The sequence below is a fragment of the Streptomyces sp. N50 genome, assembly GCF_033335955.1.
Classification (GTDB): Bacteria; Actinomycetota; Actinomycetes; order Streptomycetales; family Streptomycetaceae; genus Streptomyces.
The window spans coordinates 4,962,809-4,978,131 of sequence record NZ_CP137549.1; the positions used below are offsets into that span (position 1 = coordinate 4,962,809).

Consider the following 15,323-nt stretch of genomic DNA (forward strand, 5'->3'; position numbering starts at 1 on the left):
ACCCATAGTCCGTTCGGGCCATTCAAGATTGGGCCCGAAGGGGGTGTTGCGCTGTGCCCACCTTCCGTAACGTCCTCAACTGGCGGCGGTGAATATGCCGCTGCCGCCGTGGGGGAGCCTCGATTCGGGAGAGGACGGCGCCGGTATGGGCTGGGTTACCGACTGGAGTGCGCAGGCGGCCTGCCGCACTACCGATCCGGATGAACTGTTCGTTCAAGGAGCAGCGCAGAACAGGGCGAAGGCAGTGTGCACCGGATGTCCGGTACGCACGGAGTGCCTCGCCGATGCGCTCGACAACCGCGTCGAATTCGGCGTATGGGGAGGAATGACGGAGCGGGAGCGCCGCGCACTGCTGCGCAGGCGGCCCACTGTCACTTCATGGCGCCGGCTACTGGAGACCGCGCGTATCGAGTACGAACGAGGGGTCGGCATCATCCCCCTCGACGACGACGAGATCTACGAGAACTACGCGGCGGTGGGCTGACGCCGGTCCCGTAGGGGCCGATCGACCCCGGGCGATCCCCGGGGTACCCGCCCGGGGAGTTGCGTCCCGGGGCGTGCGTCAGACCTTCGTCTCGGGCAGCTCCGGCCGACCGGCCGCGAGCCGGTTCCCGATGTCCCGCAGCCCCGCGAGGTCGTGTACATCGCCGGGCAGCGCGGCCACTTCGGCGACTGCCACCTCCGGGTGGCGCGCCGTGAAGCGGTCACGTGTGCGCTGCTCACGTGAGAGCAGGCGCATCCGCTCGGCGTGCAACTTCAGCAGGCCCGCGGTGAGTTGGTCGACGGATCGCTCGTCGTCGGCTGGCTGATCGTCGGTCGGCCGACCTTCCGTGTCGTCAGTGCCGTCGGTGTCGTCCGTGGCGGCGGACCGCTCCTGGTCCGTGTCGGCGGGGGAGCCTTCGTCAGGAGCTGTGGCGCGAACCGCTGCCTCGGTGGCGGGCGGTGAAGCGGGAGATTCTGAACTGCCGTACGTGTCGGGAGAGTTACGAAGTCCAGCTTTCCCGCCCACCTGATCGACAATGCGGGGCTCTTCAAGATTTTCCGCGGCGGCGAGTGCCCGCTCGGCCGACAGCCGGGCGGCTCCGCTGCCGTGCACCCGGTTGAGGACCAGACCGGCCAGCGGCATCTCCTCGGCCGCCAGCCGCTCCACGAAGTACGCCGCCTCGCGCAGCGCGTCCCGCTCCGGGGCCGCGACCACCAGGAACGCCGTACCGGGCGCCTGGAGCAGCTTGTACGTCGCGTCCGCGCGCGTGCGGAAGCCGCCGAAGGTGGTGTCCATCGCGGCGATGAACGTCTGGATGTCCTTGAGGAGTTGACCGCCGAGCAGCTTGCCGAGCGTGCCGGTCATCATCGACATGCCGACGTTGAGGAACTTCATCCCGGCCCGCCCGCCGAGCTTCGCCGGGGCGGTCAGCAGCCGGATCAGCTTGCCGTCCAGGAACGAGCCGAGACGTTTCGGCGCGTCCAGGAAGTCGAGCGCCGAGCGGGACGGCGGGGTGTCCACGACGATCAGGTCCCAGTCGTGCTGGGCGCGCAGCTGGCCCAGCTTCTCCATCGCCATGTACTCCTGCGTGCCCGCGAAGCCCGCCGAAAGCGACTGGTAGAAGGGGTTGTTGAGGATCGCGGCCGCCCGCTCGCGGTCCGCGTGCGCCTCGACGATCTCGTCGAACGTGCGCTTCATGTCGAGCATCATGGCGTGCAGTTCGCCGTCCCCGTCGACGCCCTTCACGCGCCGCGGGGTGTTGTCCAGCGAGTCGATCCCCATGGACTGGGCGAGCCTGCGGGCCGGGTCGATGGTCAGGACGACGACCCGGCGCCCCCGCTCGGCGGCCCGCAGCCCGAGCGCGGCCGCGGTGGTCGTCTTGCCGACCCCGCCCGAGCCGCAGCACACGACGATGCGGGTCTCCGGGTCGTCGATCAGCGGATCCACGTCGAGCACGCGCGCGTGGGAGATGTGGTGCGAGCGGGCGGGGTCCGTTGCGCGGGCCGGGTCCGGACTCATGACATCCCCTGCTTCCGCAGCTCGCTGGCGAGTTCGTACAGGCCCCCGAGGTCCATGCCCTCGGTGAGCAACGGCAGTTCGTGCAACGGCAGGCCCTGCTCGCCGAGTACGGCCCGCTGGTCGTGCTCCAGCGTGTACCGCGCGGCGTACTCCTCGGCCTGCGCGAGCAGCGGGTCCACCAGCTTCTCGGCGTTGCCGCCGCGCCGGGCCCCGCCGAGGCCTGCGGACGACAGTGCCTGCGCCACGGCGGTGCGCGGGACGGCGCGTACGAGATCGAGGTCGGCCGCGTCCAGCACCTCGGGGCGCACCATGTTCACGATGATCCGGCCCACCGGCAGCCGGGCCGCCCGCAGTTCGGCGATGCCGTCCGCGGTCTCCTGGACGGGCATCTCCTCCAGCAGCGTCACCAGGTGCACGGCCGTCTCCGGGGACTTCAGGACCCGCATCACCGCCTGCGCCTGATTGTGTATCGGGCCGATCTTGGCGAGCCCGGCGACCTCGTCGTTGACGTTCAGGAAGCGGGTGATGCGGCCGGTGGGCGGTGCGTCCATCACGACGTAGTCGTAGGCGAACCGTCCGCTCTTCTCCTTGCGGCGTACGGCCTCGCAGGCCTTGCCGGTCAGGAGGACGTCCCGGAGGCCGGGCGCGACCGTGGTGGCGAAGTCGATCGCGCCGAGTTTCTTCAGGGCGCGGCCGGCTCCGCCGAGTTTGTAGAACATCTGGAGGTAGTCCAGAAGGGCCAGTTCGGGGTCGATGGCCAGTGCGTACACCTCCCCGCCCCCGGGAGCGACGGCGATTTTGCGCTCCTCATAGGGCAGCGTCTCCGTCTCGAAGAGCTGCGCGATGCCCTGGCGACCCTCGACCTCGACGAGAAGCGTCCGCTTCCCCTCGGTGGCCAGGGCCAGCGCGAGGGCCGCGGCCACCGTGGTCTTGCCGGTACCGCCCTTGCCACTGACGACCTGGAGCCTGCTCACGTCTTCGAGCCTAACCAGTCCGCGCCCGAACCAACCGGGAGGCTGTGGATAACGCGACGACCGGCGGCCGGTTCGCAGCGGCTAAAGTCGGCCGCATGACCAAGTGGGAATACTCGACAGTGCCGCTTCTCGTACACGCCACGAAGCAGATTCTGGACACCTGGGGCGAGGACGGCTGGGAGCTCGTCCAGGTCGTGCCCGGGCCGAACAACCCCGAGCAACTGGTGGCCTACCTCAAGCGGGAGAAGGCATGAGCGCCGTCGACGCCCGGCTGGCCGAGCTCGGTCTGACGCTGCCGGCGGTCGTCCCGCCGCTCGCCGCGTACCAGCCGGCCGTGCGGTCCGGGGTGTACGTCTACACCTCGGGCCAGCTGCCCATGGTGGACGGCAAGCTTCCCGTCACCGGCAAGGTGGGCGCCGAGGTCACCGCGGAGGAGGCCAAGGAACTGGCCCGCACCTGCGCGTTGAACGCCCTCGCGGCCGTCAAGTCCGTCACCGGTGACCTCGACCGCATCGCGCGCGTGGTGAAGGTCGTCGGCTTCGTCGCCTCGGCCTCCGACTTCACCGGCCAGCCCGGTGTCATCAACGGCGCCAGCGAACTCCTCGGCGAGGTCCTCGGCGACAAGGGCGTGCACGCGCGGAGCGCGGTCGGCGTGGCGGTACTGCCGCTGGACTCGCCGGTCGAGGTCGAGATCCAGGTGGAGCTGACAGAGGCGTAGTTCGCAGTCCTGGGATGGCCGACGCGTCGGCTTGATCGCTGTCGCTGTCCCGGAGCGCGCGATAGGGCGTATCGGGTGTTATCGCTGTCCAGGGGTGCGTGTTGTTGCCTCTCGAACATCCGCGCGCTACGGGATAGCCTCCGCCCATGGCGAACGGTCAGTGGTACCCGGCGGAGTGGCCCGAGCGCATCAGGGCGCTCACGGAGGGCCGGCTCACGCCGGTGGAGCCCCGTAGGGCGGCCACGGTGATGCTCCTCAGGGACACCGGCAACGGCCCCGCTGTCCACATGCTGCGCAGACGCGCCTCCATGGCCTTCGCCGGGGGCGCGTACGCGTACCCGGGCGGCGGTGTCGACCCGCGCGACGACGATCACCACGTCCGCTGGGCGGGCCCCACGCGCGCGTGGTGGGCGAACCGGCTCGGAGTCGACGAGACGGCGGCCCAGGCGATCGTGTGCGCGGCGGTCCGGGAGACGTACGAGGAGGCAGGCGTCCTGCTCGCCGGACCGACCCCCGACTCGGTCGTCGGCGACACCACGGGCCCCGACTGGGAGACGGACCGCGCCGCCCTGGTCGCCCGCGACCTGTCCTTCGCGGAGTTCCTCGACCGCCGCGGCCTGGTCCTGCGCTCCGACCTGCTGGGCGCGTGGGCCCGCTGGATCACCCCGGAATTCGAGACCCGCCGCTACGACACCTGGTTCTTCGTCGCCGTCCTCCCGGAGGGCCAGCGCACCCGCAACGCCTCCACCGAGGCCGACCGCACGGTGTGGATCACCCCGGGCGAGGCGGCGACCGGGTACGACAAGGGCGACCTGACGATGATGCCGCCCACCATCGCGACCCTGCGCGGTCTGATCCCGTACGGCAGCGCGTCGGAGGCCCTCTCGGCGGCCCCGCGACGCGACCTGACCCCGGTCCTCGCCCGGGCCCGCCTGGAGGCCGACGAGGTCGTCCTGACCTGGCCGGGACACGGGGAGTTCACGAAGCACATTCCTTTGGGCGGGGCGCCCGCATGACCGGTTCGGGGAAGGGCGGGTTCCGTGCGGCGGGTGCGGCGCGGGGTGGTTCTCGCGCAGATGCTCCGGAGGGTGATGCCCGCTGTGGGGCTGGTCCGGCGGTGGGTGCTTCTCGCGCTGTGGGTCCGGCGGTGGTCGCCTGCCGCGTGATCGCTTCGGTGGTGGACGCCCACCGCGTGATCGGTTCGCCGAAGGGCGAGCCCTGTAGGCCTGCTTCAGGCGAAGACACCTTCCGTAGGACCAGATCGGCGAGGAGCGCCTCGCGCGTGACCGCCCCGGGGCGAGGCGTCCTCCGCGCGAGGGACCCGAAGGCGGACGTCCTCCGCGCGGCTGCCCCGGCGGAAGTCACCTCCCGCGCGGCCGACCCGTGCGACCACCCCAGCGAGGGACGCCCTCCATGGGCCCCGCCCCGGCGAAAGACCACCTCCGTGGGAACAGCCCGACGGAAGACGCCTTCCGCCGATCCACCCCAGCGGAACCACGTCACCGAGACCCGTCCCACCGAAAACCGCCCCCACACGACCACCCCGCCGAAAACCGCCCCGCACCCGACTCCCCGCCCCACGGAAGGCGCCCCCGTATGACCGACGCAGCCGCCCTCCCCGGACAGCCACGTGGCGGGGTGCTCACCGGACCCGCCACCGCCCGTGCCGTCAACGTGCTGGCGCCCAACGCGTCCGCGATGACGTTGGACGGGACGAACACGTGGATCGTCGCGGAGCCGGACTCGGAGCTGGCCGTGGTGATCGACCCGGGGCCCTTGGACGAGGGGCATCTGCGGAATGTCGTCGACACCGCCGAGAAGGCGGGGAAACGGGTCGCGCTGACCCTGCTGACGCACGGGCACCCCGATCACGCGGAAGGAGCCGTCCGGTTCGCCGAGTTGACCGGCACCAAGGTGCGTGCGCTGGATCCGGCGTTGCGGCTCGGGGAGGAAGGGCTGGGGGCCGGGGAGATCGTTCGGGTCGGCGGGGTGGAACTGGTCGTGGTGTCGACGCCCGGGCACACCGGGGACTCGCTGTGCTTCCATCTCCCGGCCGATCAGGCCGTCCTGACCGGGGACACCGTCCTGGGGCGCGGTACGACCGTCGTGGCGCATCCTGACGGCCGCCTGGGGGACTACCTGGACTCGCTGCGGCGGCTGCGGTCCCTGACCGTCGACGACGGCGTCCACACCGTCCTGCCGGGGCACGGGCCCGTCCTGGACGACGCCCAGGGTGCCGTCGAGTTCTATCTCGCCCACCGCGCCCACCGGCTCGCCCAGATCGAGACGGCCGTCGAGAACGGTCACCGGAGCCCGGCCGAGGTCGTCGCCCACGTGTACGCGGACGTCGACCGTTCCCTGTGGCCGGCGGCGGAGCTGTCCGTACGGGCTCAACTCGACTACCTCAAGGAACACGGCCTGATCTAGTCCGCGCCCACGTCCTCCGGGCGCGGTGTCTTCACGCCGTGCACGCGCGCGTACTCCCCGGCCAGCCACGGGCCCAGGTCGTCGACGTAGGAACGCAGGACGCTCGCGTCGGCCGTCGGGTCGTAGCCGGACTCCGCCGCCTCGCGCAGGGCCTCCGCCCGTTCCGGGTAGTACGCGGCGAACGCCTCTGCCATCTCCCGCAGGTCGCTGGTCCAGCCGTTCCAGCGGGGCATGACCAGGGTGAAGCCGGTGCGGACCAGGTGGCGGGACATGAAGCGGACCAAGGGGCGGCGGGCCTCGTCCGTGTCCTGGGCCGTGGCGATGCGCTCGCGCCAGCGGGGGAGCAGGCGGGCCAGGTCGCCGTTCGTCTCCCGGGCCAGCTGGGAGTCGGGGCGGTAGCGGGGCAGGTCCTCGGCCAGGTCCTCCCCGAGCAGCGGTGTGCACAGGCAGGCCACGAACCACCCCAGGTCGTACGTCTCCGGCTCGCTCAGCAGCCGTGCCCGGCCGTACAGCAGCGTGCCGACCCCGTCGATCTCCGGGAACTCCTTGTCGAGCGCCTCGCCGAGGTTCCGGGCCCCGGAGCGGTCCTCCTCGGTCGGTTCCTGCCGGGTCACCACGAGCAGGTCCAGATCGCTGCGCCCCACGCGCGCGGTGCCGCGCGGGATCGACCCGTAGAGGTACGCGCTGTTGAGGCGTCCCCCGTAGAGGTCGATCAGCCGGTCACGCGCGGCGGCGACGACCGGGCGGAAGGCGTGCGGGATACGCCCCAAGGAGCCCTCGCGCTCGATGTATCCCTGGGCGTCGAGCCCCCGGTGGTCAACGGTTGTGGCCATGGGATCACTCTGCCGGGAGACGGGCCCCCGGGGAGTGCTTTTCCGGCCGCCGAGCGGGATCATCTCCAGCGGAACACATGGAGTCGGCGGAAGCTCCGGCTGAACTCGCACCCCACCGCGATCACGTCACCGGACGCGGCGAGGAGCGGACGGAAAACGTCCGCGCGCAGCCTGCGACGGGCCACGACCCGGCCGTCGGCGGGATCGAGCACGCTCAGTCGGCGGCCGTACCGGTGCAGGGCCAGGAGCCAGCCACGATGGGCGACGGGAACCATGGACGCGCCCTTGCTCCGCCACTCCCACAGGAACTCGCCCGAGGACATGGAGAACGCCCCGAGCCGGGTGCCCGCGTCCCGTTCGGCCTCGGCGGCGGGGATCAGCTCCACCGCGAGGACGTCACCGGTCACGGCGACCCGCTCGCCGAACCGCGCGTATCCGTCCGGCAGCGCGAGCGTCGCAGGCTCCTTCCGGTAACCGTCCAGGACGAGCAGCTGAGGCCCGCCGCGCGCGCCACGGATCTCCAGGTGCGCGACGAAGGGACGGGCGCTGATGGCGGACGCCCTCGCGACGCGCCGGTCCCTGAGCGTGTGCTCGCGCCGGATCTCTCCCGTGTCCACGTCGAGGGTGCGCAGCGTCACCTCGTGCCCCTTCCAGGACGTGACGGGCGCCGCGACGAGGCCTCCGCCGACGGCCATGTCGAACGGGAGACGCCCGAGCGGTTCCGCGTCCTGCTCCCGGTGCCGTACGACCTCACCCGTGTCGACGGCCAGCGAGGTGAGGCCGACGTTCTCCACGTCCAGGAGTCTGTCGTCGTGGTGCAGCACCACCCCCACGCCGTCCTCGGTGTCCGCCGACACCCGTGCGACGACCTGCTTGCCGGGTGGCCGCCAGGTCCACAGGGGCTCGCCCGTGGTCATCCGGTAGGCCTGGACGCGGTCGAAACGGGCGACGGCGACAGTGTCGTCCGTCAGCCACAGGCCCAGCGTCTCTCGGCCCGTGACGCCCTCCTCGAACGGCGTCCGCCACAGTCGGCGGGCCGATCTCCGCCACCGGGAGTGCTCCCAGACCGACTCCGGCGCCTTGTCCTCGCTCATCCCCACCCCTTGGGTCCCCACCCGGCGATATGCGAAGGGCCCCGCCGTAGCGGGGCCCTTCAGTAAGAAGACGTGCGATCGACAAGAAGACGTGCGATCAGCGCGAGCGCTTCGCCAGCCGCTCCACGTCCAGCAGGATCACCGCGCGGGCCTCCAGGCGCAGCCAGCCGCGGCCCGCGAAGTCGGCGAGGGCCTTGTTGACCGTCTCGCGGGACGCGCCGACCAGTTGGGCCAGCTCCTCCTGGGTCAGGTCGTGCACCACGTGGATGCCCTCTTCCGACTGCACGCCGAAGCGGCGGGAGAGGTCCAGCAGGGCGCGGGCCACCCGGCCGGGGACGTCCGAGAAGACCAGGTCGGACATCGCGTCGTTGGTCTTGCGCAGTCGGCGGGCGACCGCGCGCAGCAGCGCGGAGGCCACCTCGGGGCGGGCGCTCAGCCAGGGCTGGAGGTCGCCGTGGCCGAGGCCGAGCAGCTTGACCTCGGTCAGCGCGCTGGCGGTCGCCGTGCGCGGGCCCGGGTCGAACAGCGACAGCTCGCCGATCAGCTCGCCGGGGCCGAGGACGGCCAGCATGTTCTCGCGGCCGTCCGGGGAGGTGCGGTGGAGCTTCACCTTGCCCTCGGTGACCACGTAGAGCCGGTCGCCGGGGTCGCCCTCGTGAAAGAGCGAGTCCCCGCGCGCGAGGGTCACCTCACTCATGGAGGCGCGCAGCTCCGCGGCCTGATCGTCATCGAGCGCCGCGAAGAGCGGGGCGCGCCGCAGAACGTCGTCCACGAGTTCTCTCCTTGTCGACCTGCTCAGGGGGTGGTGTTCCCCCTTGGTACCAGGGGACCGTGCTCCCCATTTTGCTGGACCGTCCAAACAGTGTGATCTGTCACAAGGATGCCGCACAGGTGTCCCGAGGTAAGCGGCAGGGGTCCAATTGGGGGCTGATCTTCGGGGTCCGGGGCGGATGTCAGTGGCGGGCTCTAGGCTGGCCGGGTGTCCAAATCGCCGGTGAGAGCACAGGCCAAGGGGGCTGGGCGGATGGTTGTACCTCGTGATTCCGCTGTGGGCGAACAGGGCCCTGACGGCGGCAAGAGCAGCGGCAGGAAAGCGACAAAAGGGGCAAAAGTGGTGGCCGGCGTGAAGAGCGAGTCGCACACCGCCCTCGTCCGCCGCGCCCGCCGCATCAATCGCGAACTGGCCGAGATCTATCCGTACGCCCACCCGGAGCTCGACTTCGAGAACCCCTTCCAGCTCGTGGTCGCCACGGTCCTGTCGGCCCAGACCACCGACCTGAGGGTCAATCAGACGACCCCGGCGCTGTTCGCTAAGTACCCGACCCCCGAGGACCTGGCCGCCGCGGACCCGGAGCAGGTCGAGGAGATCCTCCGCCCGACCGGGTTCTTCCGGGCCAAGACCAAGTCGGTGATAGGGCTCTCCAAGGCACTCGTCGCGGACTTCGGTGGCGAGGTGCCCGGCCGGCTCGAAGATCTCGTCAAGCTGCCCGGTGTGGGCCGCAAGACCGCCTTCGTGGTGCTCGGCAATGCCTTCGGGCGGCCCGGCATCACCGTGGACACGCATTTCCAGCGGCTCGTACGGCGCTGGAAGTGGACCGAGGCGACCGAGCCCGACAAGATCGAGGCCGCCGTGGGAGCGCTCTTCCCGAAGAGCGACTGGACGATGCTCTCGCACCACGTGATCTTCCACGGCCGCCGGATCTGCCACGCCCGCAAGCCCGCGTGCGGCGCCTGCCCCATCGCCCCGCTCTGTCCGGCGTACGGCGAGGGCGAGACCGACCCGGAGAAGGCGAAGAAGCTGCTCAAGTACGAGAAGGGTGGCTACCCGGGCCAGCGTCTGAACCCGCCGCAGGCCTATCTCGACGCGGGCGGCAAACCGGCGCCGCCGCTGGGCTCGGCGTGACGGGGCCGAGGCGACGGGGACCGGCATGACATCGGGGGCCGGATGACGGAACGATCTCGGAGGTATCGGGCGTTGATCAGTGGGAACGGGGGTGGGGGATGACGCACGCGAGCAATACCCAGGGTGTGGGGCTCAGCAAGGACGGGCTGCCGGGCTGGCTGGATCCGGTGGTGCGCGCCGTGGAGACGGTCGAGCCGTTGCAGCTGAGCCGGTTCCTGCCGCCGGAGGACGGGGCGGGGCGGCAGTCGGCGGTGCTGATCCTCTTCGGGGAGGGCGATCAGGGGCCCGAGCTGCTGCTCATGGAGCGGTCGAGCTCGCTCCGGTCGCACGCGGGGCAGCCGTCCTTCCCCGGTGGTGCCCTCGACCCCGAGGACGGTGATCCGACGGGCGACGGGCCCTTGCGGGCCGCTCTCCGCGAGGCCGAGGAGGAGACCGGGCTCGACCCGGCCGGAGTGCAGCTCTTCGGGGTGCTGCCGAAGCTGTACATCCCGGTGAGCGGCTTCGTGGTGACACCGGTGCTGGGCTGGTGGCGGGAGCCGACACCGGTGGGCGTGGTCGACCCGAACGAGACGGCACGCGTGTTCACGGTCCCCGTGGCGGATCTCACGGATCCGGCCAACAGAGTCACCGTCACGCACCCCAGCGGCTTCCTGGGTCCGGCATTTCTGGTCGAATCGGCCCTCGTGTGGGGCTTCACGGCCGGAGTGATCGACCGCCTGCTGCACTACTCCGGTTGGGAGCGGCCCTGGGACCCCGAGAAGCAGGTCCCCCTCGACTGGCGGTCATGACAGGGTGTCGCTCGTGAATGTGCTGGACATCCTGCTGCTGGTCGCCGCCGTGTGGTTCGCGATCGTGGGCTATCGCCAGGGGTTCGTCGTCGGCATCCTGTCGGTGATCGGGTTCCTGGGCGGCGGTCTCGTCGCCGTCTACACGCTGCCCGTGATCTGGGACGCGCTGACCGAGAAGTCCGAGGTCAGCACCACCGCGGCCGTCGTCGCGGTCATCATCGTCATCGTCTGCGCCTCCGTCGGCCAGGCCCTGACCACCCACCTGGGCAACAAGCTGCGCCGGTACATCACCTGGTCCCCGGCCCGCGCCCTGGACGCGACCGGCGGCGCTCTCGTCAACGTCCTCGCGATGCTCCTGGTCGCCTGGCTGATCGGCTCCGCGCTGGCCGGCACCACCCTGCCGACGCTCGGCAAGGAGGTCCGCAGCTCCAAGGTGCTGCTGGGGGTCTCCCGGGCGCTGCCCTCGCAGGCCGACACCTGGTTCGCGGACTTCTCCTCGGTCCTCGCGCAGAACGGCTTCCCGCAGGTCTTCAGCCCCTTCGCGAACGAGCCGATCAACGACGTCCAGCCACCCGACCCGGCCCTCGCCTCCAGCGCGGTCGCCACCCGCGCCCAGCAGTCCATCGTCAAGGTCATGGGCACCGCCCAGAGCTGCGGCAAGGTACTGGAGGGCAGCGGCTTCGTCTTCGGCGACCGCCGCGTCATGACCAACGCGCACGTCGTCGGCGGCGTCGACGAACCCACCGTCCAGATAGGCGGCCAGGGCCGCAAGTACGACGCCAAGGTCGTCCTCTACGACTGGCACCGCGACATCGCCGTACTCGACGTACCGGACCTGAAGGCGCGCTCCCTGCAGTTCGCGACCAAGGACGCCACCAGCGGCAACAGCGCGATCGTCGCCGGCTTCCCGGAGAACGGGTCGTACGACGTCCGTGCCGCACGCGTGCGTGGCCGTATCACGGCCAACGGCCCGGACATCTACCACCGCGGCACGGTCCGCCGCGATGTGTACTCGCTCTACGCGACCGTCCGCCAGGGCAACTCCGGCGGCCCGCTGCTCACGCCCGAGGGCAAGGTGTACGGCGTGGTCTTCGCGAAGTCCCTCGACGACCCCGACACCGGGTACGCGCTCACCGCCGACGAGATCCAGCCGGACATCCTCAAGGGGCGCAGCGCCAACGAGCAGGTGGACAGCGACAGTTGCGCGCTGTGAGAGGTACCCGCCGTGAAAGGTGTGCCCTGTAAGACGCACTGAAAAGCGTGCCCCTGTAGGAGGTGGGTGCGTCAGCCTCGGGGATGACGCAGCCGTACCGAGACCCAGCGGGCCCGGCGGCGCAGAATGCGCGGGATCCCCACCCTGAGGTCGGTGCCCTGGAGTTGCGGGGCGCCCCGTTGGTGGGAGCTCAGACCGTGGTCCGAGCGGCGATTGCGTGCTGCGTCACTGTAGTCGTGCGTCCAGCCCATACCCCGACGTCTGCCCCTGCCCCAAGGTCGATAACCACCCCTTGGGGCCCCAATTGGCCTATGCGCGAGGCAAGTAGCCGTTCGTAGTACAGGTGTTCAGATCCGGATACCGGGCGCAGCGGAGCGGTCACGCACCGGTCACGGGTTGGTCATCCACCGGTCAACGATCGGGTTCGGGATCCTTGAGCCAGTTGACCAGTTCGGTCGAGAAGACCACCGGGTCCTCCTCGTGCGGGAAGTGCCCGAGACCGTCGAACAGCCGCCAGCGGTACGGCGCTTCGACGTACTCCCCGGACCCCGCCGCGCTGCGGGTGCGCAGCACCGGGTCGAGCGAGCCGTGCAGATGCAGCGTCGGCACCCGCACCGGCCGCTTCATGCGCCGGTTGAACTGGATGCCGTCCGGGCGTGCCATCGACCGCACCATCCAGCGGTACGGCTCGATCGAGCAGTGCGCGGTCGACGGGATCAGCATCGCCCGCCGGTATGCCTCGACCGCCTCGTCGTCGGGGAGGGTCGCGCCGGACCAGTCCCGGATCAGCTTGCCCACCAACTCGGCGTCCTCGGCGAGCAGTTGCCGCTCGGGAAGCCAGGGGCGCTGGAACCCCCAGATGTAGGAACTCGCCGCCGACTGCCTGACGTCGGACAGCATGGCGTTGCGCCAGCGCCGGGGGTGCGGCATCGAGGAGACGGCGAGCCGGCGCACCAGCTTGGGGCGCATCGCGGCCGCCGTCCACGCGAGATAGCCGCCGAGGTCATGGCCGACCAGCGCGGCGTCCGGCTCGCCGAGCGAGCGGATCACGCCGGTGATGTCGAGGGCGAGGTTGGCGGGGTCGTAGCCGCGCGGGGTGCGGTCGCTGCCGCCGACGCCCCGCAGGTCCATGGCTACGGCCCGGAACCCGGCGTCGGCCAGCGCGCCGAGCTGGTGCCGCCAGGTCCACCAGAACTGCGGGAAGCCGTGCAGCAGCAGCACCAGCGGTCCGTCGCCCACCTCCGCGATGTGGAAGCGCGCGCCGTTGGCCGCGACATCCCGGTGGGTCACCTCGCGCCCGCCGGGGATGTCGAGCCGTACGACCGAAGCAGGTTGCGCCCAAGGATTGGCGGGGTCCGTCATGAGGACGAGCGTGCCACAGCCTCGATGGCTTCGGGGACACGGTCCTCGAGCGCCGCGCGCGGATGCGGCTTGGCGTTGCCGAGGACGCCCGCGGTCTCCTTGACCGAAGTGGCCACCTTCTGCGGGCCCTTGCTCTTGGCGGCCTTCTTGAAGAAGAGCACGCCCACCAGCCCGAGGACGATCGCGACGAGCACGTTCGCCGCGAAGGAGAGCAGGAAGCAGAGCGCCATGTTCCAGCCGCTCCAGGTCCGAATCCCGTACGCCAGCGCGAAGTTGAGCATCGGCAGGGAGAACAGCAGCACCACCGCGGCGACCGTGAACGCGCCGCCGCCCGCGACACCGCGCTTGACGTCCTGCTTGAGCTGCGCCTTCGCCAGCGCGATCTCGTCGTGCACCAGCGCGGACATCTCGGTCGTCGCCGAGGCGAACAGCTGGCCGATGCTGCGTTCGGCGCCGACCGGGCTGCCGTCGGGTGCGCTCATCGCGTACTCCCTCTTCTGCATGTGTTTGTACCGGCATGCGTTTGTACCGTCTGGTCAGATCATGCCGGACCGTCGTCGTCCTCGCCTGCCCCGCCCGCCACTTCGGCAAGCCCGCGTCGCTCGGCGGCCTTCACCTCGGCGAGCCTGCGGTGCTCCGCGGCCTTGCGCTCGTGGATCTCCGCCATGCGCAGGTGGTACGACGGCTCGTCCTGCTCGTAGATGTCGGGGATGCCGTCGAGATCCTCGTCGCGCTCCTCGTCCTCGTACATCCTGCGGTACCTGGCGTTGCGCAGCTTCAGCAACACGGTCGCGCACAGGGCCGCTATGACGGAGCCGACGAGGACGGCCGCCTTGACCTCGTCGGTGAGCATCTGGTCGCCGTCGAACGCGAGTTCCCCGATGAGCAGCGACACGGTGAAGCCGATGCCGGCGAGTGAGGCGACCGCGAACACGTCCGGCCAGGCGAGGTCGTCGCTGAGCGAGGCCCGGGTGAAACGGGCCGTCAGCCAGGTCCCGCCGAAGATGCCGACCGCCTTGCCGACGACCAGTCCGAGGACCACGCCGAGTGTCTCGGGCTTCGTGAACACGTCCCCCAACGCGCCGCCCGAGATGGCGACTCCGGCGCTGAACAGCGCGAACAGCGGCACCGCGAGGCCTGCCGACAGGGGTCGTACGAGATGTTCGACGTGCTCGCCGGGGGAGTGCTTCTCGTCCTCGCGGGTGGTGCAGCGCAGCATCAGGCCCATCGCGACACCGGCGATCGTGGCGTGGACGCCGCTGTTGTACATCAGCGCCCAGATGACGAGCGCGAGCGGGACGTAGACGTACCAGCCGCGCACGCCCCTGCGCAGCAGCAGCCAGAAGACGGCCAGGCCGATGGCGGCCCCGCCGAGCGCCACGAAGTCGATCCGGGCGGTGAAGAAGATCGCGATGATCAGGATCGCGAACAGGTCGTCGACGACGGCGAGGGTGAGGAGGAAGGCACGCAGCGCGCTCGGCAGGGAGGTGCCGATGACCGCGAGGACGGCGAGCGCGAAGGCGATGTCTGTGGCGGTCGGCACCGCCCAGCCCTGGAGGGAGCCGCCTCCGGTGAGGCTGGTGAGCGTGTACACGAGTGCCGGTACGGCCATCCCGCACAGGGCCGCGACGACGGGCAGGGCGGCGGCCTTGGGGTCGCGCAGGTCGCCGGCGACGAGTTCGCGCTTGAGCTCGATGCCGGCGACGAAGAAGAAGACGGCGAGGAGGCCGTCGGCGGCCCAGTGGGCGACCGAGAGGTGCAGGCCGAGGGCGGCGGGGCCGAAGTGGAAGTGGCTGACGCTCTCGTAGCTGTCGTGCAGGGCGGGGACGTTGGCCCAGATCAGCGCGGTGACGGCGGCGATCAGGAGGAGGACACCGCCGACGGTCTCGGTGCGCAGCGCGTCCGCGACGAAGTTCCGCTCGGGCAGGGACAGCCGTCCGAGCACTTTGCGGGCGGCGGTGGGGCGGGGCGCGGTCACGGGGAGACCTCCGGGGTGGCGGGCAGCACAG

17 protein-coding genes are annotated in these 15,323 nt (G+C 70.8%); 8 read left to right on the forward strand and 9 right to left on the reverse strand.

Features of this window, described 5'->3' with window-relative positions; all coding sequences use genetic code 11:
• Window positions 1-145 precede the first annotated feature (145 nt).
• The gene (gene wblA / locus R2B38_RS22165; RefSeq protein WP_019063745.1) at window positions 146-484 is read left to right on the forward strand and encodes a transcriptional regulator WblA; all 339 of its coding nucleotides are present in this window, start codon (window positions 146-148) and stop codon (window positions 482-484) included.
• A 78-nt stretch (window positions 485-562) separates the two neighbouring features.
• Here wblA and R2B38_RS22170 read toward each other — a convergent pair whose 3' ends face one another.
• A complete protein-coding gene (locus R2B38_RS22170; RefSeq protein WP_318017796.1) occupies window positions 563-2,002 on the reverse strand; it encodes an ArsA family ATPase in 1,440 nt (479 codons plus the stop codon).
• A complete protein-coding gene (locus R2B38_RS22175) occupies window positions 1,999-2,976 on the reverse strand; it encodes an ArsA family ATPase (RefSeq protein ID WP_318017797.1) in 978 nt (325 codons plus the stop codon). Before R2B38_RS22175 ends, R2B38_RS22170 begins: the two co-directional genes overlap by 4 nt.
• Before the next feature lie 95 nt (window positions 2,977-3,071).
• Between R2B38_RS22175 and R2B38_RS22180 the strand changes: the two genes are divergently transcribed.
• From R2B38_RS22180 to R2B38_RS22195, 4 genes are all read left to right on the forward strand, one after another.
• The gene (locus R2B38_RS22180; RefSeq protein ID WP_019063748.1) at window positions 3,072-3,230 is read left to right on the forward strand and encodes a DUF4177 domain-containing protein; all 159 of its coding nucleotides are present in this window, start codon (window positions 3,072-3,074) and stop codon (window positions 3,228-3,230) included.
• The gene (locus R2B38_RS22185; protein ID WP_033286975.1) at window positions 3,227-3,694 is read left to right on the forward strand and encodes a RidA family protein; all 468 of its coding nucleotides are present in this window, start codon (window positions 3,227-3,229) and stop codon (window positions 3,692-3,694) included. The genes R2B38_RS22180 and R2B38_RS22185 overlap by 4 nt, the downstream gene beginning before the upstream one ends.
• A 146-nt stretch (window positions 3,695-3,840) precedes the next feature.
• Window positions 3,841-4,710 carry an NUDIX domain-containing protein gene (locus tag R2B38_RS22190; RefSeq protein ID WP_318017798.1) on the forward strand — a complete coding sequence of 290 codons (870 nt, stop codon included), beginning with the start codon at window positions 3,841-3,843 and terminating at the stop codon, window positions 4,708-4,710.
• 580 nt (window positions 4,711-5,290) lie between these two features.
• Window positions 5,291-6,121, forward strand: coding sequence for an MBL fold metallo-hydrolase (locus R2B38_RS22195; RefSeq protein WP_318017799.1), 831 nt, complete (start codon window positions 5,291-5,293; stop codon window positions 6,119-6,121).
• Here the strand turns inward: R2B38_RS22195 and R2B38_RS22200 are convergent.
• The 3 genes from R2B38_RS22200 to R2B38_RS22210 form a co-directional block, all read right to left on the reverse strand.
• A complete protein-coding gene (locus R2B38_RS22200; RefSeq protein WP_318017800.1) occupies window positions 6,118-6,954 on the reverse strand; it encodes a nucleotidyltransferase domain-containing protein in 837 nt (278 codons plus the stop codon). The two genes, R2B38_RS22195 and R2B38_RS22200, sit on opposite strands and share 4 nt — an antisense overlap.
• Window positions 6,955-7,013: 59 nt before the next feature.
• Window positions 7,014-8,048: a PQQ-binding-like beta-propeller repeat protein gene (locus R2B38_RS22205; protein WP_318017801.1), complete on the reverse strand. Its 1,035-nt coding sequence runs from the start codon at window positions 8,046-8,048 to the stop codon at window positions 7,014-7,016.
• Between the two features lie 97 nt (window positions 8,049-8,145).
• Window positions 8,146-8,820, reverse strand: a complete 675-nt coding sequence (locus tag R2B38_RS22210; RefSeq protein ID WP_019063754.1) for a Crp/Fnr family transcriptional regulator — start codon at window positions 8,818-8,820, stop codon at window positions 8,146-8,148.
• A gap of 252 nt (window positions 8,821-9,072) precedes the next feature.
• Here R2B38_RS22210 and nth point away from each other — a divergent pair, with 252 nt between their 5' ends.
• The 3 genes from nth to R2B38_RS22225 all read left to right on the forward strand — a co-directional run bounded on the left by nth (window position 9,073) and on the right by R2B38_RS22225 (window position 11,952).
• Window positions 9,073-9,951 (forward strand): endonuclease III, encoded by an 879-nt coding sequence (gene nth / locus R2B38_RS22215; RefSeq protein WP_318017802.1) that lies wholly within the window; start codon window positions 9,073-9,075, stop codon window positions 9,949-9,951.
• A gap of 98 nt (window positions 9,952-10,049) precedes the next feature.
• Window positions 10,050-10,739, forward strand: coding sequence for an NUDIX hydrolase (locus tag R2B38_RS22220; protein ID WP_318017803.1), 690 nt, complete (start codon window positions 10,050-10,052; stop codon window positions 10,737-10,739).
• Between the two features lie 13 nt (window positions 10,740-10,752).
• Complete coding sequence (locus R2B38_RS22225; protein WP_318017804.1) at window positions 10,753-11,952, forward strand: MarP family serine protease; 1,200 nt, start codon at window positions 10,753-10,755, stop codon at window positions 11,950-11,952.
• Window positions 11,953-12,023: 71 nt separating this feature from the next.
• On the opposite strand, the gene R2B38_RS22230 is transcribed toward R2B38_RS22225, so the two are convergent.
• The 4 genes from R2B38_RS22230 to nhaA form a co-directional block, all read right to left on the reverse strand.
• Entirely contained in the window at window positions 12,024-12,203 is a 180-nt protein-coding gene (locus R2B38_RS22230; RefSeq protein ID WP_078623198.1) for a hypothetical protein, read from the reverse strand.
• Window positions 12,204-12,363: 160 nt separating this feature from the next.
• Window positions 12,364-13,314, reverse strand: coding sequence for an alpha/beta hydrolase (locus R2B38_RS22235; RefSeq protein ID WP_318017805.1), 951 nt, complete (start codon window positions 13,312-13,314; stop codon window positions 12,364-12,366).
• A complete protein-coding gene (locus tag R2B38_RS22240; protein ID WP_318017806.1) occupies window positions 13,311-13,796 on the reverse strand; it encodes a phage holin family protein in 486 nt (161 codons plus the stop codon). Before R2B38_RS22240 ends, R2B38_RS22235 begins: the two co-directional genes overlap by 4 nt.
• A gap of 59 nt (window positions 13,797-13,855) precedes the next feature.
• On the reverse strand, window positions 13,856-15,292 hold the full coding sequence (gene nhaA, locus R2B38_RS22245; RefSeq protein ID WP_318017807.1) for a Na+/H+ antiporter NhaA: 1,437 nt from the start codon (window positions 15,290-15,292) through the stop codon (window positions 13,856-13,858).
• Window positions 15,293-15,323: the final 31 nt, after the last annotated feature.

Coding starts and splice junctions, on each gene's coding strand:
- R2B38_RS22220 (WP_318017803.1), top strand. CDS start 10,050: ATGACGCACGCGAGCAATACCCAGGGTGTGGGGCTCAGCAAGGACGGG.
- R2B38_RS22185 (WP_033286975.1), top strand. CDS start 3,227: ATGAGCGCCGTCGACGCCCGGCTGGCCGAGCTCGGTCTGACGCTGCCG.
- nth (WP_318017802.1), top strand. CDS start 9,073: ATGGTTGTACCTCGTGATTCCGCTGTGGGCGAACAGGGCCCTGACGGC.
- R2B38_RS22235 (WP_318017805.1), bottom strand. CDS start 13,314: ATGACGGACCCCGCCAATCCTTGGGCGCAACCTGCTTCGGTCGTACGG.
- R2B38_RS22200 (WP_318017800.1), bottom strand. CDS start 6,954: ATGGCCACAACCGTTGACCACCGGGGGCTCGACGCCCAGGGATACATC.
- R2B38_RS22230 (WP_078623198.1), bottom strand. CDS start 12,203: ATGGGCTGGACGCACGACTACAGTGACGCAGCACGCAATCGCCGCTCG.
- R2B38_RS22170 (WP_318017796.1), bottom strand. CDS start 2,002: ATGAGTCCGGACCCGGCCCGCGCAACGGACCCCGCCCGCTCGCACCAC.
- R2B38_RS22240 (WP_318017806.1), bottom strand. CDS start 13,796: ATGAGCGCACCCGACGGCAGCCCGGTCGGCGCCGAACGCAGCATCGGC.
- wblA (WP_019063745.1), top strand. CDS start 146: ATGGGCTGGGTTACCGACTGGAGTGCGCAGGCGGCCTGCCGCACTACC.
- R2B38_RS22205 (WP_318017801.1), bottom strand. CDS start 8,048: ATGAGCGAGGACAAGGCGCCGGAGTCGGTCTGGGAGCACTCCCGGTGG.
- R2B38_RS22180 (WP_019063748.1), top strand. CDS start 3,072: ATGACCAAGTGGGAATACTCGACAGTGCCGCTTCTCGTACACGCCACG.
- R2B38_RS22195 (WP_318017799.1), top strand. CDS start 5,291: ATGACCGACGCAGCCGCCCTCCCCGGACAGCCACGTGGCGGGGTGCTC.
- R2B38_RS22190 (WP_318017798.1), top strand. CDS start 3,841: ATGGCGAACGGTCAGTGGTACCCGGCGGAGTGGCCCGAGCGCATCAGG.